The sequence below is a fragment of the Streptomyces sp. NPDC002054 genome, from assembly GCF_040296685.1.
Classification (GTDB): domain Bacteria; phylum Actinomycetota; class Actinomycetes; order Streptomycetales; family Streptomycetaceae; genus Streptomyces.
Window position 1 is genome coordinate 143,500 of record NZ_JBEOXT010000007.1, and the last position, 20,645, is coordinate 164,144.

The 20,645-nt window shown below is 71.5% G+C and carries 24 protein-coding genes and 1 tRNA gene; 10 read left to right on the forward strand and 15 right to left on the reverse strand.

The features are described 5' to 3' along the window. The first annotated feature begins 50 nt into the window (after positions 1 to 50). From ABT123_RS08760 to ABT123_RS08790, 7 genes are all read left to right on the forward strand, one after another. Positions 51 to 389: an antibiotic biosynthesis monooxygenase family protein gene (locus ABT123_RS08760; protein WP_351311200.1), complete on the forward strand. Its 339-nt coding sequence runs from the start codon at positions 51 to 53 to the stop codon at positions 387 to 389. Beyond that, positions 373 to 1,305: an amidohydrolase family protein gene (locus ABT123_RS08765; protein WP_351311202.1), complete on the forward strand. Its 933-nt coding sequence runs from the start codon at positions 373 to 375 to the stop codon at positions 1,303 to 1,305. Before ABT123_RS08760 ends, ABT123_RS08765 begins: the two co-directional genes overlap by 17 nt. A 68-nt stretch (positions 1,306 to 1,373) precedes the next feature. After that, positions 1,374 to 2,147, forward strand: coding sequence for a response regulator transcription factor (locus ABT123_RS08770; RefSeq protein WP_351311204.1), 774 nt, complete (start codon positions 1,374 to 1,376; stop codon positions 2,145 to 2,147). 71 nt (positions 2,148 to 2,218) lie between these two features. Then, entirely contained in the window at positions 2,219 to 3,709 is a 1,491-nt protein-coding gene (locus ABT123_RS08775) for a sensor histidine kinase (RefSeq protein WP_351311206.1), read from the forward strand. Between the two features lie 25 nt (positions 3,710 to 3,734). After that, a complete protein-coding gene (locus tag ABT123_RS08780) occupies positions 3,735 to 5,003 on the forward strand; it encodes a bifunctional glycosyltransferase family 2/GtrA family protein (RefSeq protein WP_351311208.1) in 1,269 nt (422 codons plus the stop codon). Then, entirely contained in the window at positions 5,000 to 7,120 is a 2,121-nt protein-coding gene (locus tag ABT123_RS08785) for a glycosyltransferase family 39 protein (protein WP_351311210.1), read from the forward strand. The genes ABT123_RS08780 and ABT123_RS08785 overlap by 4 nt, the downstream gene beginning before the upstream one ends. Positions 7,121 to 7,190: 70 nt before the next feature. After that, the gene (locus ABT123_RS08790) at positions 7,191 to 7,820 is read left to right on the forward strand and encodes a TetR/AcrR family transcriptional regulator (protein WP_351311212.1); all 630 of its coding nucleotides are present in this window, start codon (positions 7,191 to 7,193) and stop codon (positions 7,818 to 7,820) included. 12 nt (positions 7,821 to 7,832) lie between these two features. Here ABT123_RS08790 and ABT123_RS08795 read toward each other — a convergent pair whose 3' ends face one another. Both ABT123_RS08795 and ABT123_RS08800 read right to left on the reverse strand, forming a co-directional pair. Next, positions 7,833 to 9,377 (reverse strand): MDR family MFS transporter, encoded by a 1,545-nt coding sequence (locus ABT123_RS08795; RefSeq protein ID WP_351311343.1) that lies wholly within the window; start codon positions 9,375 to 9,377, stop codon positions 7,833 to 7,835. An 85-nt stretch (positions 9,378 to 9,462) separates the two neighbouring features. Then, entirely contained in the window at positions 9,463 to 9,891 is a 429-nt protein-coding gene (locus ABT123_RS08800) for a MarR family winged helix-turn-helix transcriptional regulator (RefSeq protein ID WP_502970904.1), read from the reverse strand. Between the two features lie 102 nt (positions 9,892 to 9,993). On the opposite strand from ABT123_RS08800, the gene ABT123_RS08805 reads away from it, so the two are divergent. Further along, the gene (locus ABT123_RS08805) at positions 9,994 to 10,224 is read left to right on the forward strand and encodes a hypothetical protein (RefSeq protein ID WP_351311216.1); all 231 of its coding nucleotides are present in this window, start codon (positions 9,994 to 9,996) and stop codon (positions 10,222 to 10,224) included. A gap of 22 nt (positions 10,225 to 10,246) precedes the next feature. Here ABT123_RS08805 and ABT123_RS08810 read toward each other — a convergent pair whose 3' ends face one another. From ABT123_RS08810 to ABT123_RS08850, 9 genes are all read right to left on the reverse strand, one after another. After that, a complete protein-coding gene (locus ABT123_RS08810) occupies positions 10,247 to 11,068 on the reverse strand; it encodes a hypothetical protein (RefSeq protein ID WP_351311218.1) in 822 nt (273 codons plus the stop codon). A 50-nt stretch (positions 11,069 to 11,118) separates the two neighbouring features. Then, positions 11,119 to 11,967: an RNA polymerase sigma factor SigF gene (locus tag ABT123_RS08815; RefSeq protein ID WP_351311220.1), complete on the reverse strand. Its 849-nt coding sequence runs from the start codon at positions 11,965 to 11,967 to the stop codon at positions 11,119 to 11,121. Positions 11,968 to 12,187: 220 nt separating this feature from the next. Continuing rightward, on the reverse strand, positions 12,188 to 13,036 hold the full coding sequence (locus ABT123_RS08820) for an RNA polymerase sigma factor SigF (protein ID WP_351311222.1): 849 nt from the start codon (positions 13,034 to 13,036) through the stop codon (positions 12,188 to 12,190). A gap of 227 nt (positions 13,037 to 13,263) precedes the next feature. After that, positions 13,264 to 13,425 (reverse strand): hypothetical protein, encoded by a 162-nt coding sequence (locus tag ABT123_RS08825; protein WP_190344521.1) that lies wholly within the window; start codon positions 13,423 to 13,425, stop codon positions 13,264 to 13,266. Between the two features lie 372 nt (positions 13,426 to 13,797). Then, positions 13,798 to 14,085: a hypothetical protein gene (locus ABT123_RS08830; RefSeq protein ID WP_351311224.1), complete on the reverse strand. Its 288-nt coding sequence runs from the start codon at positions 14,083 to 14,085 to the stop codon at positions 13,798 to 13,800. Between the two features lie 136 nt (positions 14,086 to 14,221). After that, positions 14,222 to 14,308 (reverse strand) — tRNA-Ser (locus ABT123_RS08835). Between the two features lie 45 nt (positions 14,309 to 14,353). Then, positions 14,354 to 14,824, reverse strand: coding sequence for a tRNA adenosine(34) deaminase TadA (gene tadA / locus ABT123_RS08840; RefSeq protein ID WP_351311226.1), 471 nt, complete (start codon positions 14,822 to 14,824; stop codon positions 14,354 to 14,356). A gap of 8 nt (positions 14,825 to 14,832) precedes the next feature. After that, positions 14,833 to 15,384, reverse strand: coding sequence for a tRNA adenosine deaminase-associated protein (locus ABT123_RS08845; RefSeq protein ID WP_351311345.1), 552 nt, complete (start codon positions 15,382 to 15,384; stop codon positions 14,833 to 14,835). Positions 15,385 to 15,644: 260 nt separating this feature from the next. After that, on the reverse strand, positions 15,645 to 15,830 hold the full coding sequence (locus ABT123_RS08850; RefSeq protein WP_351311228.1) for a hypothetical protein: 186 nt from the start codon (positions 15,828 to 15,830) through the stop codon (positions 15,645 to 15,647). 141 nt (positions 15,831 to 15,971) lie between these two features. On the opposite strand from ABT123_RS08850, the gene upp reads away from it, so the two are divergent. Then, positions 15,972 to 16,607, forward strand: coding sequence for a uracil phosphoribosyltransferase (gene upp, locus ABT123_RS08855; RefSeq protein ID WP_150208633.1), 636 nt, complete (start codon positions 15,972 to 15,974; stop codon positions 16,605 to 16,607). 48 nt (positions 16,608 to 16,655) lie between these two features. Here upp and ABT123_RS08860 read toward each other — a convergent pair whose 3' ends face one another. Together ABT123_RS08860 and ABT123_RS08865 are read right to left on the reverse strand one after the other, a co-directional pair. Beyond that, positions 16,656 to 17,303: a LytR C-terminal domain-containing protein gene (locus tag ABT123_RS08860; protein WP_351311230.1), complete on the reverse strand. Its 648-nt coding sequence runs from the start codon at positions 17,301 to 17,303 to the stop codon at positions 16,656 to 16,658. A gap of 79 nt (positions 17,304 to 17,382) precedes the next feature. Next, positions 17,383 to 17,679: a type II toxin-antitoxin system VapB family antitoxin gene (locus tag ABT123_RS08865; protein ID WP_099173160.1), complete on the reverse strand. Its 297-nt coding sequence runs from the start codon at positions 17,677 to 17,679 to the stop codon at positions 17,383 to 17,385. An 88-nt stretch (positions 17,680 to 17,767) separates the two neighbouring features. Between ABT123_RS08865 and ABT123_RS08870 the strand changes: the two genes are divergently transcribed. Next, positions 17,768 to 19,327: a helicase HerA-like domain-containing protein gene (locus ABT123_RS08870; protein ID WP_351311232.1), complete on the forward strand. Its 1,560-nt coding sequence runs from the start codon at positions 17,768 to 17,770 to the stop codon at positions 19,325 to 19,327. Between the two features lie 3 nt (positions 19,328 to 19,330). On the opposite strand, the gene ABT123_RS08875 is transcribed toward ABT123_RS08870, so the two are convergent. Further along, complete coding sequence (locus tag ABT123_RS08875) at positions 19,331 to 19,825, reverse strand: cupin domain-containing protein (protein ID WP_351311234.1); 495 nt, start codon at positions 19,823 to 19,825, stop codon at positions 19,331 to 19,333. A 99-nt stretch (positions 19,826 to 19,924) separates the two neighbouring features. Continuing rightward, positions 19,925 to 20,518, reverse strand: a complete 594-nt coding sequence (locus ABT123_RS08880) for an HhH-GPD-type base excision DNA repair protein (RefSeq protein ID WP_351311236.1) — start codon at positions 20,516 to 20,518, stop codon at positions 19,925 to 19,927. Positions 20,519 to 20,645 lie beyond the last annotated feature (127 nt).

Genomic DNA, 20,645 nt, shown 5'->3' on the forward strand with positions numbered 1-20,645 from the left:
GGGGCGCTTTGCGGTGGACACGGCCGACCCCCGGCGCAGAGGGTGGGGGCATGAGCAACCAGCCCATACAGGCGTTCGAGCCGCCGTATCTGATGGCCGTATTCACCTCCGTCCGTACCGAGGTCGAGGGCGGCTACCCCGAGACCGCCGCCCGGATGGAGTCCCTGGTCAAGGAGATCCCCGGCTACCTCGGCCACGAGAACGCCCACACCCCCGGCGGGCTCGACATCACCGTCGCCTACTTCCGCGACCGGGCGGCCCTCGAGGCCTGGCGCACCGATCCGGAGCACCGGGCGGCCAAGGCCCAGGGCATCAAGGAGTGGTACGAGAGCTACACCCTGCACGTCGGGACCGTGGAGCGGAGTTCCGGCTTTGTCCGGGGGAGCTGAGACGCAGCGGACGGCAGCGGCCGTCCGGGCCTTCACCGGCCGCCTCGGGCTGCCCGGGCTGGTCGACGTGCACACCCACTTCATGCCGGAGCGGGTCCTGGACAAGGTCTGGGACTACTTCGACGCGATGGGGCCGTTGACCGGGGTCGCCTGGCCCATCACCTACCGGCACGAGGACGAGGAACGCGTCACCCTGTTGCGGCAGTTCGGCGCCCTCGCCTTCACCTCCATGCTCTACCCGCACAAGCCCGCCATGGCGGCCTGGCTGAACTCCTGGTCGGCCGGGTTCGCCGCCCGGACCCCGGACTGCCTGCACACCGCGACCTTCTTCCCGGAGGACGGCGTGGAGGGATACGTCCGGCGGGCCGTCGAAGCCGGGGCCCGGGTGTTCAAGGCGCACCTCCAGGTCGGCGGGTACGACCCCAACGACGCACGGCTGGAGCCGGTCTGGGGACTGCTCGCCGAGGCCGGGATCCCCACGGTGATCCACTGCGGATCGGGGCCGGTGCCGGGCAAGCACACCGGGCCCGAGCCGATCGCCCGGCTGCTCGGCCGCCACCCCCGGCTGCCGCTGATCATCGCCCACATGGGCCTGCCCGAGTACGAGGACTTCCTCGACCTCGCCGAGCGCCACCCCGAGGTCCGCCTCGACACCACCATGGCCTTCACCGACTTCTCCGAGCGCCTCGCCGGCTTCCCGCCGGCCGCCCTCGGCCGGCTCGCCGCCCTGGGCGACCGGATCCTCCTCGGCACCGACTTCCCGAACATCCCCTACCCGTACGAGCACCAGCTGGATGCCCTGGAGCGGCTCGGGCTGGGCGACGACTGGCTGCGGGCGGTCTGCCACGACAACGGCGCCCGGCTCTTCCCGTCCCGCTCCCCGTCCCCGTCCCCGTCCCCCTTCCCGCCCCGCTGACAGGTTTCTCAGGAGATTCACAGAGAGTGGCAAGAGGGCTCTCAGAGGCGGCGGCCAGCGTGGTCGTCATGACTGCGACGACCACCTCCACCGCGTCCACGTCCCCCTCTGCGCCCCACGCCGGGGCCCTGGTCCGCCCCGACGGCGGCCCCTGCCGGATCCTCGTCGTCGACGACGAGGCCTCGCTGTCCGAGCTGCTCTCGATGGCTCTGCGCTACGAGGGCTGCGAGGTGCGCAGTGCCGCGGACGGGGCGGCTGCCGTGCGGGCGGCCCGGCAGTTCCGGCCGGATGCTGTGGTCCTCGACATCATGCTGCCCGACATGGACGGACTGGCCGTCCTCGGGCAGCTCCGCCGGGAGCTCCCGCAGGTCCCGGTGCTGTTCCTGACCGCCAGGGACTCGGTCGAGGACCGGATCGCCGGGCTGACGGCCGGCGGGGACGACTACGTCACCAAGCCGTTCAGCCTGGAGGAGGTCGTGGCCCGGCTGCGCGGGCTGGTCCGCCGTTCCGGGGCCGCCCGGGCCGCGCGCGGCGGATCCGTCCTGGTCGTCGGTGATCTGCGACTGGACGAGGACAGCCATGAGGTCAGCCGGGACGGTCAGGAGATCCACCTCACCGCCACCGAGTTCGAGCTGCTCCGCTATCTGATGCGGAACCCGCGCCGGGTGCTCAGCAAGGCGCAGATCCTCGACCGGGTCTGGTCCTACGACTTCGGCGGCCAGGCCAATGTGGTCGAGCTCTACATCTCCTACCTGCGCCGCAAGCTGGAGAGCGGACCCGGCCGCAGCCCGATGATCCACACCCGTCGCGGAGCCGGGTACCTGATCAAGCCGGGCGAGTAGTGCCCCGGAATCCCCTTCGAGTCCTTCGAGCCCCTCGAGCCCGGAGACCCGTCCGGCGCGGCCCCCGCTCCTTGCGGACCCGGCTGGTCGTCTCCGCGGTCGCCCTGATCGCCGTCGTGGGGGCGGCGATCGGGGCGGTCACCACGCTCGCCCTGCGCTCCTACCTGGTGAACCAGCTGGACGGGCAGCTGCGGACGGCCGTCGAGATGTCCGTGCGGGGCCCGGGCAAGAAGCTGGGACGGCCGGTCCCCGACGGCTCCCTCAGCCTGCCGCCCGGTACCCCGCTCGGCACCGCCGCCATCCGGCTGGACCCCGAGGGCAAGAGCCTCGCCGCCGCGCGTACGGTGGCCGAGGAGGTGCCCACCCTCGATCACATGGCGCCGCTCACCCCGGCCCAGACCGCGGCCTTCGAGACCGCCGTCCGTCAGGCCGACGGGAAGGCCGTGAACCGGGAACTGCCCGGGATGGGCCGGTACCGGGTGCTGTCCGCCGCCGACGGCTCCCTCGCCCTCGCCTTCCCGCTCGCCGGGGTCGACTCCACCGTGAACACCCTGATCGCCGTCGAGGTCTGCGTGACCCTGGCCGGACTCATCGCGGCCGGCCTGGCCGGACAGGCCCTGGTCGGAGTCGCCCTGCGCCCGCTGCGGCGGGTGGCCGCCACCGCCACCCGGGTCTCCGAACTCCCGCTGCACAGCGGAGAGGTGGCCCTGCACGAACGGGTTCCGGAAGCCGAGGCCGACCCGCGCACCGAGGTGGGCCAGGTCGGCGCGGCCCTCAACCGGATGCTGGGCCACGTCGGTTCGGCCCTCAGCGCCCGCCAGGAGAGCGAGACCCGGGTCCGGCAGTTCGTCGCCGACGCCAGCCACGAACTGCGCACCCCGCTCGCCTCCATCCGCGGATACGCCGAACTTACCCGCCGGGGACGGGAGGAACCCGGGCCGGACACCCGGCACGCCCTGGGCCGGATCGAGTCCGAGGCCACCCGGATGACCGGGCTGGTGGAGGACCTGCTGCTGCTGGCCCGGCTGGACGCCGGCCGCCCGCTGGACCGCCAGGACACCGATCTGGCGCCCCTGGTCGTGGACGCGGTCAGCGACGCCCGAGCGGCCGGCCCCGGCCACCACTGGCGACTCGAACTCCCCGACGAGCCCGCACCGGTCCACGTCGATCCGGCACGGATCCACCAGGTGCTGGTCAACCTGCTCGCCAACGCCCGCACCCACACCCCGCCCAACACCACCGTCACGGCCCGTGTTTCACGTGAAACATCCGCCGTGCACGTGCAGATCGAGGACGACGGCCCGGGGATTCCCCCCGCCCTGCTCCCCCACGTCTTCGAACGCTTCGCCCGCGGAGACGCCTCCCGCTCCCGGCACGCCGGCTCCACCGGCCTGGGGCTGGCCATCGTCCAGGCCGTGGTCACGGCGCACGGCGGCCAGGTCGGCGTACACAGTGAGCCGGGCTGCACCCGCTTCGACGTCCGGCTGCCCCTCGGAGATCTCCCGCACCCTCGGCCGGCAAGCACTTCACAGCCGGACCACAGGCGAAGCACACAGCGGTGACAGGACGCCCCGCGAGGGTCGGGGCATGCCAATCGACACCTCTCCGGCCACCGGCTCCCTGCCGGCCCGGGCGCCGCTCGCCGCCCTGCCCGGCGAGCCCGTACTCGACGTGGTGATCCCGGTCTTCAACGAGGAGAAGGACCTCGGGCCCTGCGTCCGCCAGCTGCACGAGCATCTGACCCGCACCTTCCCCTACGCCTTCCGGATCACCATCGCCGACAACGCGAGCACCGACCGCACCCCCGAGGTGGCGGGCGCGCTCGCCGCGAGCCTGGACGGCGTACGCGGTATCCGGCTGGAGGAGAAGGGCCGCGGCCGGGCCCTGCGGACCGTGTGGTCCCGCTCGGAGGCACCCGTCCTGGCCTATATGGACGTGGACCTCTCCACCGACCTCAATGCCCTCCTCCCACTGGTGGCCCCGCTCATCTCCGGCCACTCCGACCTGGCCATCGGCACCCGGCTCGCCCGCTCCTCCCGGGTGGTGCGCGGCGCCAAGCGGGAGTTCGTCTCCCGCGCCTACAACCTGATCCTTCGGTCGTCGCTGGCCGCCCGGTTCAGCGACGCGCAGTGCGGGTTCAAGGCCATCCGGCGGGAGGTCGCCGAGCGGCTGCTGCCGCTGGTGGAGGACTCGGGCTGGTTCTTCGACACCGAACTGCTGGTGCTCGCCGAGCGGGCCGGACTGCGCATCCACGAGGTCCCGGTCGACTGGGTCGACGACCCCGATTCGACCGTGCACCTGGTCCGCACCGCCACCGAGGACCTCAAGGGCGTGTGGCGGGTGGGACGGGCCCTGGCCGTCGGCGCACTGCCCCTGGACCGGCTCGCCCGCCCCTTCGGGGACGATCCCCGGGACCGGCAGCTGCCCGGTGTGCCCCGCGGCCTGGCCCGCCAGCTCCTCGGCTTCTGCGTGGTCGGAGTGCTCTCCACCCTCGGCTACCTGGCCCTCTACACCCTCTTCCGGCTCGGCACCGGGGCACAGACGGCCAACGCGGCTGCCCTGCTGCTCTCCGCGATCGCCAACACGGCTGCCAACCGGCGGCTCACCTTCGGTGTCCGCGGCCGTGACCGGGCCCTGCGGCACCAGGCACAGGGCCTGCTGGTCTTCGGCATCGGACTGGCCCTGACCGCCGGATCGCTGGCCGCGCTGAGCGCCGCCACCGACCGACCCGCGCACGGCACCGAACTCGCCGTGCTGATCACCGCCAATCTCGCGGCCACCGTGCTGCGCTTCCTGCTCTTCCGCGCCTGGGTCTTCCCGGAGCGCCGGATCCCCCACCCGAAGGACACCCGATGACCACGGAACGCCCCCGCTGGGAGCGCCCGGCCCTGGCCGCCCTGCTCTTGGGCACTGCCGCCCTGCTGCTCTGGAACCTGAGCGCGTCCGGCTACGCCAACTCCTTCTACTCCGCAGCCGTTCAGGCGGGCAGCGAGAGCTGGAAGGCGTTCTTCTTCGGCTCCTCGGATGCCGGGAATTCCATCACCGTCGACAAGCCGCCCGCCGCGCTCTGGCCGATGGCCCTGTCGGTACGGCTGTTCGGGCTGGGCTCCTGGCAGATCCTCCTCCCCCAGGCCCTGATGGGGGTGGGCACCACCGCGGTGCTGTACGCCTCGGTGCGGCGGCAGTTCGGGCCGGGCCCGGCCCTGCTGTCCGGAACGGTGTTCGCGCTGACCCCGGTGGCCGCGCTGATGTTCCGGTTCAACAACCCGGACGCCCTGCTGACCCTGCTGCTCACCGTGGCCGTGTACTGCGTGCTGCGCGCACTCGAGGGCGCGGCCACCCGGTGGCTGGTGTGGGCGGGGGTGGCCTTCGGCCTCGCCTTCCTGACGAAGACCCTGCAGGCCTTTGTGATCCTGCCGCCACTGGCGGTGCTGTACGCCGTCTGCGCGCCGACCCGACTGCGCCGGCGGCTGGGCCAGCTGGGGCTGGCCGGGCTGGCGATGGTGGTGGCCGGAGGCTGGTGGGTGGCGGTCGTGGAGCTGTGGCCCGCGTCCTCCCGGCCGTACATCGGCGGCTCGCAGACGAACTCCTTCCTCGAGCTGACCTTCGGCTACAACGGGCTCGGCCGGCTCAACGGCGATGAGCCGGGCAGCGTGGGAGGCGGGGCAATCGGAGCCGGCGGGCCCGGTCTCGGCGGGTACGGGATGCCCGGCGGGTACGGGGTCCCCGGCGCGCCCGCCGGGCCCGGGGGGCGTGGCGGCGGGGGCTGGGGGGAGACCGGCATCGACCGGCTGTTCTCCGCCGGAGTGGGCGGACAGATCTCCTGGCTGCTCCCCGCGGCACTGGTGCTGCTGGTCGCCGGCCTGGTCGTCACCTGGCGGGCCCGGCGGGCCACCGATTCGCTCGAGGGCATGGCCCGCGCGGCCTTCCTGGCCTGGGGCGGCGCACTGCTGATCACCATGGCGGTGTTCAGCTGGATGCAGGGCATCTTCCACGAGTACTACACGGTCGCGCTGGCGCCCTTCGTAGCGGCGCTGGTCGGCATGGGCGTGGCGGTGCTCTGGGAGGAACGGCACGGCAGTCCGGCCGCGGCCACGCTCGCGGGCACGGTGGCGCTGACCGCCTGGTGGTCGTACGTCCTGCTGGGACGTACGCCGGACTACCTGCCGTGGCTGCGGTGGACGGTCCTGGGCGCCGGGCTCGCGGCGGCGGCCGGACTGCTCGCCGCGGGGCGGCTGGGGCGGAGCCTCACGCTGGGTGCGGCGGGACTGGGCCTGGGCGCGGTGCTGGCCGGGCCGCTGGCGTACTGCCTGACCACGGTGAACACGGGACACACGGGCTCGATCGTCACGGCGGGGCCGGCGGTCCAGGGCGGTATCGGCGGCCGGGGGCCGCGGTTGGCGCGGGCCGGCCAGGGGCCCCTTCAGTCGCCGCCTCAGGGGGATGGGCAGGCACCGGGCCAGGGTCAGGGACAGCAGCCCGGGGGGATGCCGGGCGGGATGCCGGGTGGAGCGCCGGGTGGGATGCAGGGCGGGGCACCCGGCATCCCCCCCGGCGGCGGGGCCGGCGGCGAGGCAGGCGGCGGAGCCGGTGGCCCCATGGGCGGGCTGCTGGACGGGGCGCGGGTCGATGCGCAGGTGATCGCGCTGCTGCGGAAGGACGCGGACCGGTACACCTGGGCGGCGGCCACCGTGGGCGCGCAGAACGCGGCGAGCCATCAGCTGGCGAGCAGGCAGCCGGTGATGCCGATCGGCGGGTTCAACGGGAGCGATCCGTCGCCGACCTTGGCGCAATTCCAGGAGTACGTACGCGCCGGGAAGATCCACTATTTCGTGGGCAGCGGCTCGGGCATGCGGGGCGGCGGGCCGGGCGGCGCCGGAAGCAGTGAGATCGCGGAGTGGGTGGCGGAGCAGTACGAGGCAGTGGAGGTGGGTGGGGTGACGCTGTACGACCTGACAACACCGAAGGCCTGAACGCTCTAGCATGAAGAGGGCGCACCGGGCATACCGGGCTGGACGTCGGGCGCCTCAGGAGGGTGCCCCCATGGTGACTTCGGCCGAACCCGCTCGGATCAGTGTCTGGCTGGCCGTCAGGGCATCCGGCGGGCAGCGGCGGCGCGGTGGGGCGGTGCCGTCCGGGCTGGACCGGGAGCGGATCACCGGTACGGCCGTGGAGCTGCTGGACGCGGACGGCCTCGGGGGGTTCTCCATGCGGCGCCTGGCGGGGCGGCTCGGGGTCACCGCGATGTCCCTGTACTGGTACGTCGACACCAAGCACGACCTGCTGGAGCTCGCCCTGGACCGGGTGCTGGGCGAGCTGGCCCTGCCCACCGCAGCCGGAGCCGCGCCGGGGGCCGCCGGCTGGGACAGCCGGCTGCGGAAGCTGGCCTGCGGCTACCGGCGGGTGCTGGCCGGCCATCCCTGGGCCGGGCAGCTGGCCGCCGAGTACCCCAACATCGGTCCGCACGCCCGGCGTTTCGACACGGCGCTGCTGCGGACGCTGGAGAGCGCCGGCCTGGCGGAGCCCGCCAGGGCCGGCGCCCATCTCGCCCTCGTGCAGTTCCTCCAGGGCTGCGGCGGGACCGTCCGCCGGGCCTCCGAGGAGGAGTTCAGGGCCGCCCTCGAGGTCCTCGTCGCCGGGATCGAGGCCAACACCGGGCGACCGGGCGCCTGAGCCCGCCCCCGGCTACACCTCGGCCGCCGCCTCCTTCTTGTCTGCGTTCTCCGGAGCCGGCCGGGACTTCAGGGCCACCTCCTTGATGAACACCACCAGCACCAGCGCCACCAGCGCGGTCGGTGCCGCGTACAGGAAGACGTCGCCGACGCCGTGCCCGTACGCCGCCTCGACCACTTCGCGGAACGGCACCGGCAGCTTGTCGAGGTCGGGGATGCCGCCCCCGGCGGTGCCGCCGTGACCCAGTGCCGCCGCCTTCGGCCCGAGGGCGGCCAGGCCGTCCTTGACGTAGCCGGTGACCTGGTGGGCCATCAGCGCGCCGAGCGCCGAGACGCCCATCGCGCCGCCGAGCGACCGGAAGAAGGTGACCACCGAGCTGGCCGCGCCCAGGTCCTCCGGGGCCACCTGGTTCTGGGCGGCCAGCACCAGGTTCTGCATCATCATGCCGAGACCGAGACCGGTGAGAGCCATGAAGGCGGCGATGTGCCAGTACGGAGTGTCGTGGCGGAGGCTGCCGAGCAGCCCGAGACCGGCCGTCAGCAGCACACCACCGGATACCAGCCAGGCCTTCCACTTCCCGGTCTTGGTGATGATCTGCCCGGAGACCGTGGACGAGACGAACAGGCCGCCGATCATCGGGATGGTCAGGACGCCGGACATGGTCGGCGACTCGTTGCGGGCCAGCTGGAAGAACTGGCTGAAGAACACCGTGCCGGAGAACATCGCCACGCCCACGAAGAGCGAGGCGGCCGAGGCCAGCGTGATGGTCGGGTTGCGGAGCAGGCGGAGCGGGATGATCGGGTCGCTCGCCCGGGATTCGGCCAGGACGAAGAGGACCCCGAGCAGCAGGGCGCCGCCGGTCATGGCCCAGGTCTGCCAGGAGACCCAGTCGTACGCGTCACCGGCCTGGGTGACCCAGATGAGCAGCAGGGATACGGAGGCACTGATCAGGAACGCCCCGAGCCAGTCGACCTTCACCTTGCGGCGCACCACCGGCAGGTGCAGGGTCCGCTGGAGCACGATCAGTGCGATGACCGCGAAGGGCACCCCCACGTAGAAGCACCAGCGCCAGCCCATCCAGTCGGTGTCGGTGATGACCCCGCCGAGCAGCGGACCGCCGACGGTCGCCACGGCGAATACGGCACCGAGGTAGCCGCTGTACCGGCCGCGCTCCCGCGGGGAGATCATCGCGGCCATCACGATCTGCGCGAGGGCGGACAGGCCGCCGACGCCGATGCCCTGGACCACGCGGCAGGCGATGAGGGTGCCGGTGTTCTGGGACAGGCCCGCGACCACCGAGCCGAGGACGTAGATCACCAGGGCGATCTGCACCAGCAGCTTCTTGCTGAAGAGGTCGGCCAGCTTGCCCCAGAGCGGGGTGGTGGCGGTCATCGACAGCAGGGCGGCGGTGACCACCCAGGTGTACGAGGACTGGGTGCCGCCCAGCTCGGTGATGATCTGCGGCAGGGCGTTGGAGACGATCGTGGAGGACAGGATCGCCACGAACATGCCGAGCATCAGCCCGGACAGCGCCTTCATGATCTGCGGATGGGTCATGGGGGCGGTGGTGGGTGTGGTGGGTGCGGTGGGTGCGGTGGTGCTGTCGGGCGCGGTCTCCGTCGCCATGGGTGTCCTTCGGGTGTCAGAAGCTCGATCGGAGTCGGGCCAGCAGGCTGTTCAGTACGGCGATGTCCTCGGCGGACCAGTCGGCCAGCGCCCGTTCCAGCGCGGCCGTGTACCGGGTGCCGAGCTCGGCAAGGAACCGGCGGCCCGCCGGGGTGAGCCGGAGGATGCGGCAGCGGCCGTCGACCGGGTCGGTCTCCCGGTCGATCCAGCCGCGCTCGGCGACATGGGCCACATGCCGGCTGGTCACCGAGATGTCGACGGCGAGCAGCTCGGAGAGCCGGCTGAGCCGCATCTCGCCGTGCCGGTCGAGCACGGTGAGCACGGCGGCGGGCCCGGGCGGGCAGTCGGCGGGCAGGGTGCGGGCGAGATCGCGCTTGACCGCGCCGATGCCGGTGAGCTGGCGGGCCAGCTCCTGGTAGTGGCTCAGCACGGAGACCCTCCCCATCTGGTTGCTTAGAGCAACCATAGAAGCAGATGGTTGCTACAGGCAAATGAATTTCCACAGGGGGCGGTAAAGGAAAGGGAAAACCCGCTAGGGTCCTGCTCCATGGCTGCACACAACAACGCACAGGGCCCCGAGGGCAACTACGACCCCGCGGGCAGCACGCAGATGTTCCGCGCCTTCGTGGACGAAGGGGAGCCGGCCCGCCAGGGGGCGACCGCCGGCCGTAGCCGGCGGGCCTCCGGCTCGGACAGCTCGAAGTCGGTCGCCTGGCTGGGCTTCGCCTTCGGCATGGTGCTGCTGATCGGCGCCGTGGCCTGGCTGGCCCTCCGCTAGAACCGGCAGGCCCGGACAGGACCTAGCGCCAGGTCGCGGTGACCTGGCGGGTTTCGATGTGCCAGCCCAGCGGGACCCGCCAGGCCTCCAGGCACACCGTGAAGGTCCGGGTCTGGGTGCTCCCGCCCGCGATGGGTGCGGGCAGGGGCTGCGTGCTGGTGACCGTGCCCCAGCTCAGGCCCAGGAGGTTGCCGAGGATCTCGGTGGTGAAGGTCACCGTGCCCGAACGGGCTGCGGTGGTGCCGGTGTTGGTGAACCCCACCGTGACCTTCTCGCACCAGCGGTCGCCCGTGGCGGCGCGCGTCGGCGTGCCGAGGGTCAGCTTCGCCGGGGTGGCCGGGGGTGTGGTGCCCGGCTTGCCGGGTGTCGGAGGCTTGGCCGGGGGCTTTGCCGGCGGTGCGGTCGGCGGGGTGCCCGGCGGGGTCTGCGGAGCCGTGGGCCGGCCCGGGGTGGTTCCGGGTGCGGTCGGGGTGCCGGGCGGCACGGGCCCGGCCGTGCCGGGCGGGGTCGTGCCCGGGCCGTCGGGGCTGCCGTCAGGGCCCGGCGGGGTTCCGGGGGCGGCGGAGCCCGGCGGGGCGGCCGGATCCGTTGCAGCGGGCGACGTACTCGACGTGTGCGAGCTGCCCGAGCTGCTCGACGGGTCGGCGGACGGAGCCGCCAGCGGCTGGAACTCCACCCCGCCCTTGGGCGGCACGGTCTCCCCCGGCGCGCGTTCCGGGCCGGCGCCCGCCGCGCCCACGGCCACGAAGCCGTCGCGCGCCGGGCCGCCGCAGCCGGTCAGGGCGGCTGTGGCGGCCACGCACACGGTCAGCAGAGTCAGCGCTCCCAGCGCTCCCCTTCGCATCGCGCCAGTTTTACTGACGCTGCGTCAAATAACCAGAGCGCTGCGGCCGGCTACTCGCCGATGAGCCCCTGCCGGAGCTGGGCGAGGGTGCGGGTCAGCAGCCGGGAGACGTGCATCTGGGAGATGCCGACCTCCTCGCCGATCTGCGACTGGGTCATGTTCGCGAAGAAGCGCAGCATGATGATCTGCCGCTCCCGGGGCGGGAGTTTGGCCAGCAGCGGCTTGAGCGACTCCCGGTACTCGACCCCTTCCAGCGCGGTGTCCTCGTACCCGAGCCGGTCCGCGAGGGAGCCCTCGCCGCCTTCGTCCTCCGGGGAGGGGGAGTCCAGCGAGGAGGCAGTGTAGGCGTTGCCGACCGCGAGCCCGTCGACCACCTCCTCCTCGGACACGCCCAGTACGGCGGCCAGTTCGGGCACGGTTGGCGAGCGGTCCAGCTTCTGGGCGAGCTCGTCGCTGGCCTTGGTCAGGGCGAGGCGCAGCTCCTGGAGCCGGCGGGGGACCCGGACGGACCAGGAAGTGTCCCGAAAGAAGCGTTTGATCTCGCCCACGACCGTCGGCATCGCGAACGTCGGGAACTCCACGCCGCGTTCGCAGTCGAACCGGTCGATCGCCTTGATCAGGCCGATCGTGCCGACCTGGACGATGTCCTCCATCGGCTCGTTGCGGCTGCGGAACCGGGCCGCGGCATACCGCACCAGCGGGAGGTTCAGTTCGATCAGGGTGTCACGTACATAGGTCCGTTCCGGGCTGTCCGCGTCCAGGGAGGCGAGTCGCTGGAAGAGGGAGCGGGAGAGGGTGCGGGTGTCGATGGCTTCCGAGCGGTCAGACGCTGCAGGTGCCGTAGGGGTCACGCTCTTGACGAGTGTGAGCACCTTGGAGCTGCCCTGGTCTACGGACATGCCACCCCCTTGAGGTCGCGGACGGTCGCGTCGGGCGCGCCCGTCGGAGGAACGCAGCCTCCACCTGAATACCGGAGGCGGGGCTGCGGCAAACGCGGTTCCAGCAGAATGTCACATGTCGGCAACACGCTGTAGCGCCAAGTCGACATATCAGTGCAGCGACAGACGGGAATGAGCCCGTTCTGTCGGGAAACGCTGCAGGGATCTCCACCCGATCCGGTTACGCCTCGATCCTGTTTGCGGATCTGAGTCGAGCGAAGCTCCGGGCCAGCAGCCGGGAGACGTGCATCTGTGAGACCCCGAGCTCCGCGCTGATCTGCGATTGCGTCAGATTGCTGTAGTAGCGGAGAAGAAGGATCCGCTGTTCGCGTTCGGGCAGTTGTACGAGTAGATGGCGGACGAGGTCACGGTGTTCGACGCCCGCCAGTTCGGGGTCCTCGTAGCCCAGCCGGTCGAGCAGGCCGGGCATTCCGTCGCCCTCCTGGGCGGCTTCCAGAGAGGTCGCGTGGTAGGAGCGGCCGGCCTCGATGCAGGACAGCACCTCCTCCTCGGTGATGCGCAGCCGTTCGGCGATCTCCGGGGTGGTGGGGACCCGCCCGTGCAGGGTGGTGAGGTCCTCGGTGGCGGCGTTCACCTGGACCCACAGCTCGTGCAGCCGGCGGGGCACGTGGACGGTGCGGACGTTGTCGCGGAAGTAGCGCTTGATCTCTCCCACCACGGTCGGCATCGCGAAGGTCGGGAACTGCACGCCGCGGTCCGGGTCGAACCGGTCGATGGCGTTGATCAGGCCGATGGTGCCGACCTGCACCACGTCCTCCATCGGCTCGTTGCGGCTGCGGAAGCGGGCGGCTGCGTAGCGGACGAGCGGGAGGTTGGCCTCGATCAGGGCCCCGCGGACCCGGCTGTGCTCGCTGGTGCCCGGTTCCAGGCCCTTCAGCTGCCCGAAGAGGACCTGGGTGAGGGCCCGGGTGTCGGCCCCCCGGCTCTGCGGCCGGGGGGCCGCAGGAGGCTCCTCCGGGGGCTCCTGCTGGGGTGGCACCTGAGGCGCAGTACTGGCCGGCACGGTCACGCCACCCCTATCGATGTCCTCTCGGCCGACTCGACCGAGTCGCCCGTCTCATCCGTCAAAAGCGGTCATAGCATCACAAGACATGTGCACTGTGTGCAAGCACCGTATATCGCCGTGTTGAGGGCAAGTTGGACATATGATGGCGGTTGTGAGGTTGGTGTACAGAAAACCCTCCACTCGTCGGAGTGGAGGGTCGGTTTGTCCGGAAGCCGCACCAGCGTACGGGGTCAGTTCACCAGTTCGGTCATGAACTCGCCGATTCCCTGGGCCGCATCCGATATGCCCTGAAAACCGATTTCCACCATCTCGGCGGCCCGCTTCGGCTGGGTGATGATGACGAAGAGAACGAACACGGTGAGGGCGCCCGTGATGAGCTTCTTGGTGTCCACGAGCGGTTTCGGCCTCCCCTGCCGGTCCTGCGAACTTCGGTGAGTGTAACCGGTTCTGGTTCGGACACTCACCTGGTCTTTAAGGACCAATGACCCGCCACAACGGGTCCTTCGCCGTCCGATCCGCGGTGGGCAGGGGCGCAGGATTGGTGACAAGCCCACCGGTTCTGGCAGGAAACCGGAGGGCGAGGGACAGGACCTCACTGCGGGGTCCGAGCCGCAAGCTTCCCCCCTGACTGCGGTTCGGACCGGACGGTCCCGTCTTCATCGGGGGAAGCGGCTTTGTCCCCCCGGCGCCGCTTCCCCCGTCCCCACGTCGAAGGCCCCGAACACCCCTTGGGTTCCAGTCGGGGCCTTCGTACGTTACCTGGGCTACTGCACGGCGCCGGCCAGGCCGACGACCGGCGCCAGGGGGTCGATCACGGGCGCCAGGTGGTTCGGCAGGTTCATCAGCTCGCCGGCCTCGTTCAGCCGGTTGAGATTGCCGCCGATCTCCTGGACGGACGTGGGCTGGGCGGCGGCCGGCATGCCGGGGGCCGCCGACGGCAGGTCCGGGAGGGTCAGGGGAGCCGCCGGGAGGGCGGAAGCGGAAGGGGCGGCGAGGCCCGCGGCGGCCCCCGCGAGGGCGATGGCGGCGAGCATGCGCTGGGTCTTGGTCATGCCGTGACAACGCGTCCGGCCCCGGCCGGTCACGCGGTGCCCAGCTACCCCTCACCGAACCGGAGTAGCTCCCCGCCCGAGAGTCCCGACATGCCGAGAGCCCCGACCCTTGCGGGGCGGGGCTCTCGGTTCAGAGCGGTAGCGGTGGGATTTGAACCCACGGAGGAGTTGCCCCCTCACACGCTTTCGAGGCGTGCTCCTTCGGCCGCTCGGACACGCTACCGAGAGAGAGCTTAGCCCACGGAACCCCGTGCGCCGAAATCCGTCGTCACAGGGTGCGGAAGAACGCGGTCAGCTGCTCCGCGCACTCCTCGGCCATCACACCGCGGATCACCTCGGGCCGGTGGTTGAGCCGGCGGTCCCGTACGAGGTCCCAGAGCGAGCCGGCCGCGCCGGCCTTCTCGTCGTCCGCGCCGTAGACCACGCGCGCGACGCGGGACTGCACGAGGGCGCCCGCGCACATCACGCACGGCTCCAGGGTGACCACCAGGGTGCACCCCGGCAGCCGCCAGGCGCCGAGCTCCGCCGCGGCCCGCCGGATGGCCAGGACTTCGGCGTGCGCGGTGGGGTCCCCGGTGGCCTCGCGCTCGTTGTGCCCGGCGGCGAGCAGGCTGCCGTCCGGGCCGAGCACGACGGCGCCGACCGGTACGTCACCGGCCGGCACCGCCCGGGCTGCTTCCGCCAGCGCCAGGCGCATGGCGTCCCGCCACGGGTCCCGCAGGGGATCGGGGTGGTGCATGGAGCCCACTAGCGGACGGCCTCCAGCACGTCGGTCGCACCCAGGGTTTCCGCGAGCTCGCCGAGTGCGTCCCCGTCGATGGCCAGCAGCTGTCTGCGGCTCACCCCGAGGTCGGCCAGCAGGTCGCCGTCGCCGAGCGGGCCGACGGGGGCCGGGTCGGCGCCGGCCCGCGCCTCACTGTTGTCTGCGTCGTCTTCCTCCTCGTAGGCGGCGACCGCCTCTTCCTCGCCGTCCTCGGTGCCGTCGAGGTCCAGCTCGTCGAGTTCGTTGTCGTCGTCCTCGTCGCGGCCCAGCAGCTCGTCGGTGAGCATCGAGCCGTACGAGCTGCGAGCGGCCGACGCGGCATTGGAGACGAAGATCCGCGGATCGTCTTCACCGTCGACCCGGACGACGCCGAACCAGCCGTCCTCCTCCTCGATGAAGGCGACCACCGTGTCCTCGTCGACCGCGGCGGCGCGGGCGAGATCGGTCAGATCCGTCAGCGACTCGACGTCGTCGAGTTCCATGTCGCTCGCTTCCCACCCGTCTTCGGTGCGCGCGAGCAGTGCGGCGAAGTACACCGTGACTCTCCCACTGGTCATAGGCGTGATGCCGGTTGGAGGTCCCCCCGGCCGGAGGATTGGGGGGTGGAACGGCCGTCGTGCGTGCCGTTTCGTGCCCCGCCCCATCGGCATCGTGGCAGAAACAGCGGCTTTGCGAGAGGTCTTCCGCGCTTGCGTCGTGCCGTGCCGCGCGCCGGGAGTGCTGCTCGGGGGGTTGTCCGGGGGTTGGGGAGCCGTGCCGGAGCCGTGCCGAAGCCGCGCTGGAGCCGTGCCGGGAGTCACCAGCGGAACGTACGCATCCGCATCTGCTGGCGCATTCGGGCGGCCCGAGCACGCCGAGGCTGCACCCGGTCGCGCAGCTCCCGGGCCTCGTTCAGCTCGCGCAGGAACTGGGCGCGGCGCGCCCGGCGCTGCGCCGTCGTCTCGGGCTCCTCTTCTTCCGTGCTCGGCTGGTTGTCGGGCATCGGCCACCATCCCAGGCTGGTCCGTCGTCCTCCTTCGCGTCGCGAAGCAGACCCCCCCGCCCCCACCTTCCCCCCGGAAGGCGGATTGATGCCAGTGCCGGGGCGGTCTCACAGGGCGGTCGGCGCGGTTACTGTGGGGTTATGCGGATTCACGTCGTCGACCACCCGCTGGTGGCGCACAAACTGACCACCCTGCGCGACAAGCGCACCGATTCCCCGACCTTCCGGCGGCTCGCCGACGAGCTGGTGACCCTGCTCGCGTACGAGGCCACCCGGGACGTGCGCACCGAGCAGGCCGACATCGAGACCCCGGTCGGCCCGACCACCGGCGTGAAGATGTCCCACCCGCGCCCGCTGGTGGTGCCGATCCTGCGGGCCGGCCTGGGCATGCTCGACGGCATGGTGCGGCTGCTGCCGACCGCCGAGGTGGGCTTCATGGGCATGGTCCGCAACGAGGAGACCCTGGAGGCCTCCACGTACGCCACGCGCATGCCGGAGGATCTCTCGGGCCGCCAGGTGTACGTCGTGGACCCGATGCTGGCCACCGGCGGCACCCTGGTCGCGGCGATCCAGGAGCTGATCAAGCGCGGCGCCGACGATGTCACGGCCGTGGTGCTGCTGGCCGCTCCCGAGGGCATCGAGGTCATGGAGCGCGACCTGGCCGGCCAGCCGGTGACGGTGGTGACCGCCTCCGTCGACGAGCGGCTCAACGAGCACGGCTACATCGTGCCGGGCCTGGGCGACGCGGGCGACCGGATGTACGGCGCCGCCGAGTAGCGGCGGCGCGGCGCGACCCGGTCCCTCGTACGCGTACGGGACCGGGGTTCAGCACTTCTTCGAGGGCGCGGGCGCGGGATTGGCCAGGACGGCCAGTGCCTTGTCCGCGTCCTCCTTTGTGCTGAGGGCCTTGAAGCCGTCGCCCAGGATCAGGTCGATGTCCGCGGTCTCGCGGGTGTCGGTCTGCTGGGTGGTGCCGGGCAGCTGGGTGCCGAGCACCGAGTAGGCCGCCTTGTCGGTCCGGGGGGAGCCGAGCAGTATCCCGGGGCCGGGGACCTTCTTGTCGAAGTCGGCGGGCGCGTTGCCGACCTTGCCGACGACGAAGCCGCGTTTGCGCAGCTCGTCGCCGACGGCCTTGGCCAGGCCGGACCGGGGGGTGGCGTTGTAGACGTTGACCGTGATCTGCCCGGGCTGGGGGAGTGCCACGGCGGGAGCCTTGGTGACGGCGGCCGGGGCCGCCGGCTTTCCCTGCTTGCCCTGCACGCAGTCCGTGCCGCCGGCGACCGTCTTCTTTTCGTCACCGCCGAACACGTCGACGAGCTGGAGCGTCCCGTATCCGAGCAGGCCGAGTGCCAGAACGGCGCCGACTACGGCGAGCACGATCCGGCGGCGGCGCCGGGGACGGGCCATGCGGGGGTAAGCGGCTCCCGTTACGCGGTACTTTCCGCCCATGCCGGGGGGAGTGAGCATGCTCATGGGCGCAGCGTAGTGCGGCCCGGTGACGATGCCTACCAAATGATCTGCTGATAGTGCAGAGCAGACCCGAAAGGCGCAATCAGCCCAGTTCGAGCACGCGCGCGTGGAGTACCTGGCGCTGTTGCAGCGCGGCGCGGACGGCGCGGTGCAGTCCGTCCTCCAGGTAGAGGTCGCCCTGCCATTTCACGACGTGCGCGAAAAGGTCGCCGTAGAAGGTCGAGTCCTCGGCGAGCAGCGTCTCGAGGTCCAGCTGTCCCTTGGTGGTCACCAACTGGTCGAGCCGGACCGGGCGCGGCGCGACGTCCGCCCACTGCCGGGTGGTTTCCCTGCCGTGGTCGGGGTACGGCCGCCCGTTTCCGATGCGCTTGAAGATCACACGGAAAGCCTACCGGGCCGGTGCCTGCGGGCGCAGCCGTGTGCAGTTGATGCAATGGTGTCAAACAGGGCTATTTCGGGAGTGAGAGATGAGCGACAGCAGCGCGGCCGAGGACATCGCCGCCGGTTACGCCTTCACCGGGCCCACGCTCGACCTGGGGGCTCTGCTCTGGGACGGGGCCTGCCTGCCGGACCGCCAGATCCGCATTCCGCTGTCGATGCTCAACCGGCACGGCCTGGTCGCGGGGGCCACCGGCACCGGCAAGACCAAGACGCTCCAGCTCATCGCCGAACAGCTGTCGGCGAACGGCGTGCCGGTGTTCCTCGCCGATATCAAGGGCGACGTGTCGGGGATCTCGGCGCCGGGTGCGGCCAACGAGAAGAGCGCCCAACGGGCGAAGGAGGTCGCGCAGGAGTGGACGGCCACCGGATATCCGAGCGAGTTCTACTCACTGGGCGGTATCGGCCCGGGAATTCCGGTCCGGGCCACCGTCACCAGTTTTGGTCCGGTTCTCCTGTCGAAGGTGCTCCAGCTCAACCAGACACAGGAGCAGTCGCTCGGGCTGATTTTCCACTACGCGGATTCCAAAGGCCTCGAACTCATCGATCTGAAGGATCTCCGGGCGGTGGTCGCATTCCTGGTCTCCGACCGCGGAAAAGCGGAACTGAAGGGGATCGGCGGACTGTCCACGGTCACCTCCGGAGTCATTCTCCGCGCCCTCACCGCATTCGAGCAGCAGGGCGCCGCGGAGTTCTTCGGCGAGCCCGAGTTCGACACCAGTGAATTCCTGCAGACGGCGGCGGACGGCCGCGGAATGGTGTCCGTACTGGAACTCCCGGCGGTGCAGGACAAGCCCCAGCTCTTCTCCACCTTCCTGATGTGGCTGCTGGCCGATCTGTACAACGACCTGCCGGAGGTCGGCGATCTGGAACAGCCCAAGCTGGTGTTCTTCTTCGACGAGGCCCACCTGCTGTTCAACGGGGCGTCGAAGCCGTTCCTGGAGTCGATCACCCAGACGGTCCGGCTGATCCGCTCGAAGGGGATCGGCGTGTTCTTCGTGACGCAGACGCCGAAGGACGTACCCGGGGACGTGCTGGCGCAGCTCGGCAACCGGGTGCAGCACGCGTTGCGGGCGTTCACCCCGGACGATGCGAAGGCGCTGAAGGCCACGGTGAAGACGTTCCCCAATTCGGAGTACGACCTGGAGGAACTGCTCACCCGGCTGGGGACCGGCGAGGCGGTGGTCACGGTGCTGAGCGAGACCGGTGCGCCCACCCCGGTGGCGGCGACCCGGCTGCGCGCGCCGCAGTCCCTGATGGGCCCCATCGACGAGGCCGCGCTGGATGCGGCGGTCAAGGGGTCGCTGCTGTACGCGCGGTACGCGGAGGCGGTCGACCGGGAGTCGGCGTACGAGAAGATCAGCGCGGAGCAGGCGGCGGCGGAGGCGGCAGCGGAGGCGGCTGCCGGGGCGGCGGAGGCGGAGAAGCAGGCGAAGGCGGCTGCCAAGGCCGCGCCCAAGCCGGACCCGTCGCTGGCGGAACAGGTGGTCGGCAGCGGCCTGTTCCGCTCGCTGGCCCGGTCGGTCGGCACGCAGCTGGGCCGCGAGATCTCCCGCTCGATCTTCGGCACGGCCCGGCGGCGACGCTAGGCGCTAGGCGGAGCGGAGGCGGTTGCTCCACACCGTGCTCTCCGCGTAGTGGTTGTCGTACACGGGGGAGGAGTCCTTGATGTCCTGGACGGTGGCCTCGCCGGCGTTGACCCGGCCCAGCAGGCGGTAGTAGTCGAACCGCTCCATGCCGGGGGTGAAGCCGACGAGCACCTCGGCACCCGAGCCGGCGGTGGGCGCGAAGGCGTGCTTGGTGCCGGGCGGCACGGCGAGGAAGTCGCCCTTGCCGAGGGAGACGATCTCGTCCTCGACGAGGACGTCGAGCCGGCCGGCGGTGACGAAGAAGAACTCGGTGGCCCGGGTGTGGAAGTGCACCGGGGCGCCGGCCGCGCCCTCCTCGAAGGCGGCGGTGTTGCAGGTCAGCCCGGGCAGGTCGGCGAGGAGGGTGATGAGGCTGCCGGGGGCGTCGGAGATGGCCTCGGCGGTGGCGGCGCGGGTGAGCAGGGGCTGGGCTTCGGCGGAGGTCTTCGTCTCGTTCATATGATCACTCTATGGACCCCGGTGACCGGCCGCAGGGGACAATCCGCGCCATGTTTGCCGGGCCAATTAGGGGTGGGCAGGAACCCGGTGCGCACCCGGTCAGGTGGCTTTGGCGGCCTTGGCGGCGGCCTTGGCCTGCTGTTTGTACGCGCGCACCTTGGCCAGCGACTCCGGGCCCGTGATGTCCGCCGCCGAGCGGTACACGCCGGCCGGGCCGTAGCCGCCGGCCGCCTCGCGCCACCCCGGCGGGCGCACTCCCATCCGCTTGCCCAGCAGGGCCAGGAAGATCTGGGCCTTCTGTTCCCCGAAGCCCGGCAGGGCCTTCAGCCGGCGCAGCAGTTCCGCGCCGGTGTCCGCGTCCGCCCAGACCGCCGCCGCGTCGCCCTCGTAGTGCTCCACCAGGTACGCGCAGAGCTGTTGCACGCGCTTGGCCATCGATCCCGGGTAGCGGTGTACCGCCGGTTTCTCGGAGAGGAGGGCGGCGAAGGCCTCCGGGTCGTACGCGGCGATCGCGTGGGCGTCCAGATCGTCGGACCCCAGCCGCTGGGCGATGGTCCAGGGGCCGGTGAAGGCCCACTCCATCGGTACCTGCTGGTCGAGCAGCATGCCCACCAGGGCGGCGAGGGGGCTGCGGCCGAGCAGTTCGTCGGCCTCCGGCTGCTGGGCGAGCCTGAACGTGTTCTCCGTGTCCATGCCTCCAGCGTGCCCTGGCGTCGCGCTTCCCGCGCTTCCCGCGCTTCCCGCGCTCCGCGCGCTCCCCGCGCGATTGTCGGACCCCCGGCCTAGCGTGGAAACCGAGCGCACACGCGACGGGAGTGGA

Excerpts from the sequence above, each read along its gene's own strand:
- ABT123_RS08760 (WP_351311200.1), top strand. The coding sequence starts at position 51 with ATGAGCAACCAGCCCATACAGGCGTTCGAGCCGCCGTATCTGATGGCC.
- ABT123_RS08770 (WP_351311204.1), top strand. The coding sequence starts at position 1,374 with ATGACTGCGACGACCACCTCCACCGCGTCCACGTCCCCCTCTGCGCCC.
- ABT123_RS08780 (WP_351311208.1), top strand. The coding sequence starts at position 3,735 with ATGCCAATCGACACCTCTCCGGCCACCGGCTCCCTGCCGGCCCGGGCG.
- ABT123_RS08785 (WP_351311210.1), top strand. The coding sequence starts at position 5,000 with ATGACCACGGAACGCCCCCGCTGGGAGCGCCCGGCCCTGGCCGCCCTG.
- ABT123_RS08790 (WP_351311212.1), top strand. The coding sequence starts at position 7,191 with ATGGTGACTTCGGCCGAACCCGCTCGGATCAGTGTCTGGCTGGCCGTC.
- ABT123_RS08795 (WP_351311343.1), bottom strand. The coding sequence starts at position 9,377 with ATGACCCATCCGCAGATCATGAAGGCGCTGTCCGGGCTGATGCTCGGC.
- ABT123_RS08800 (WP_502970904.1), bottom strand. The coding sequence starts at position 9,891 with ATGGGGAGGGTCTCCGTGCTGAGCCACTACCAGGAGCTGGCCCGCCAG.
- ABT123_RS08805 (WP_351311216.1), top strand. The coding sequence starts at position 9,994 with ATGGCTGCACACAACAACGCACAGGGCCCCGAGGGCAACTACGACCCC.
- ABT123_RS08810 (WP_351311218.1), bottom strand. The coding sequence starts at position 11,068 with ATGCGAAGGGGAGCGCTGGGAGCGCTGACTCTGCTGACCGTGTGCGTG.
- ABT123_RS08815 (WP_351311220.1), bottom strand. The coding sequence starts at position 11,967 with ATGTCCGTAGACCAGGGCAGCTCCAAGGTGCTCACACTCGTCAAGAGC.
- ABT123_RS08830 (WP_351311224.1), bottom strand. The coding sequence starts at position 14,085 with ATGACCAAGACCCAGCGCATGCTCGCCGCCATCGCCCTCGCGGGGGCC.
- tadA (WP_351311226.1), bottom strand. The coding sequence starts at position 14,824 with ATGCACCACCCCGATCCCCTGCGGGACCCGTGGCGGGACGCCATGCGC.
- ABT123_RS08850 (WP_351311228.1), bottom strand. The coding sequence starts at position 15,830 with ATGCCCGACAACCAGCCGAGCACGGAAGAAGAGGAGCCCGAGACGACG.
- upp (WP_150208633.1), top strand. The coding sequence starts at position 15,972 with ATGCGGATTCACGTCGTCGACCACCCGCTGGTGGCGCACAAACTGACC.
- ABT123_RS08860 (WP_351311230.1), bottom strand. The coding sequence starts at position 17,303 with ATGAGCATGCTCACTCCCCCCGGCATGGGCGGAAAGTACCGCGTAACG.
- ABT123_RS08870 (WP_351311232.1), top strand. The coding sequence starts at position 17,768 with ATGAGCGACAGCAGCGCGGCCGAGGACATCGCCGCCGGTTACGCCTTC.
- ABT123_RS08875 (WP_351311234.1), bottom strand. The coding sequence starts at position 19,825 with ATGAACGAGACGAAGACCTCCGCCGAAGCCCAGCCCCTGCTCACCCGC.
- ABT123_RS08880 (WP_351311236.1), bottom strand. The coding sequence starts at position 20,518 with ATGGACACGGAGAACACGTTCAGGCTCGCCCAGCAGCCGGAGGCCGAC.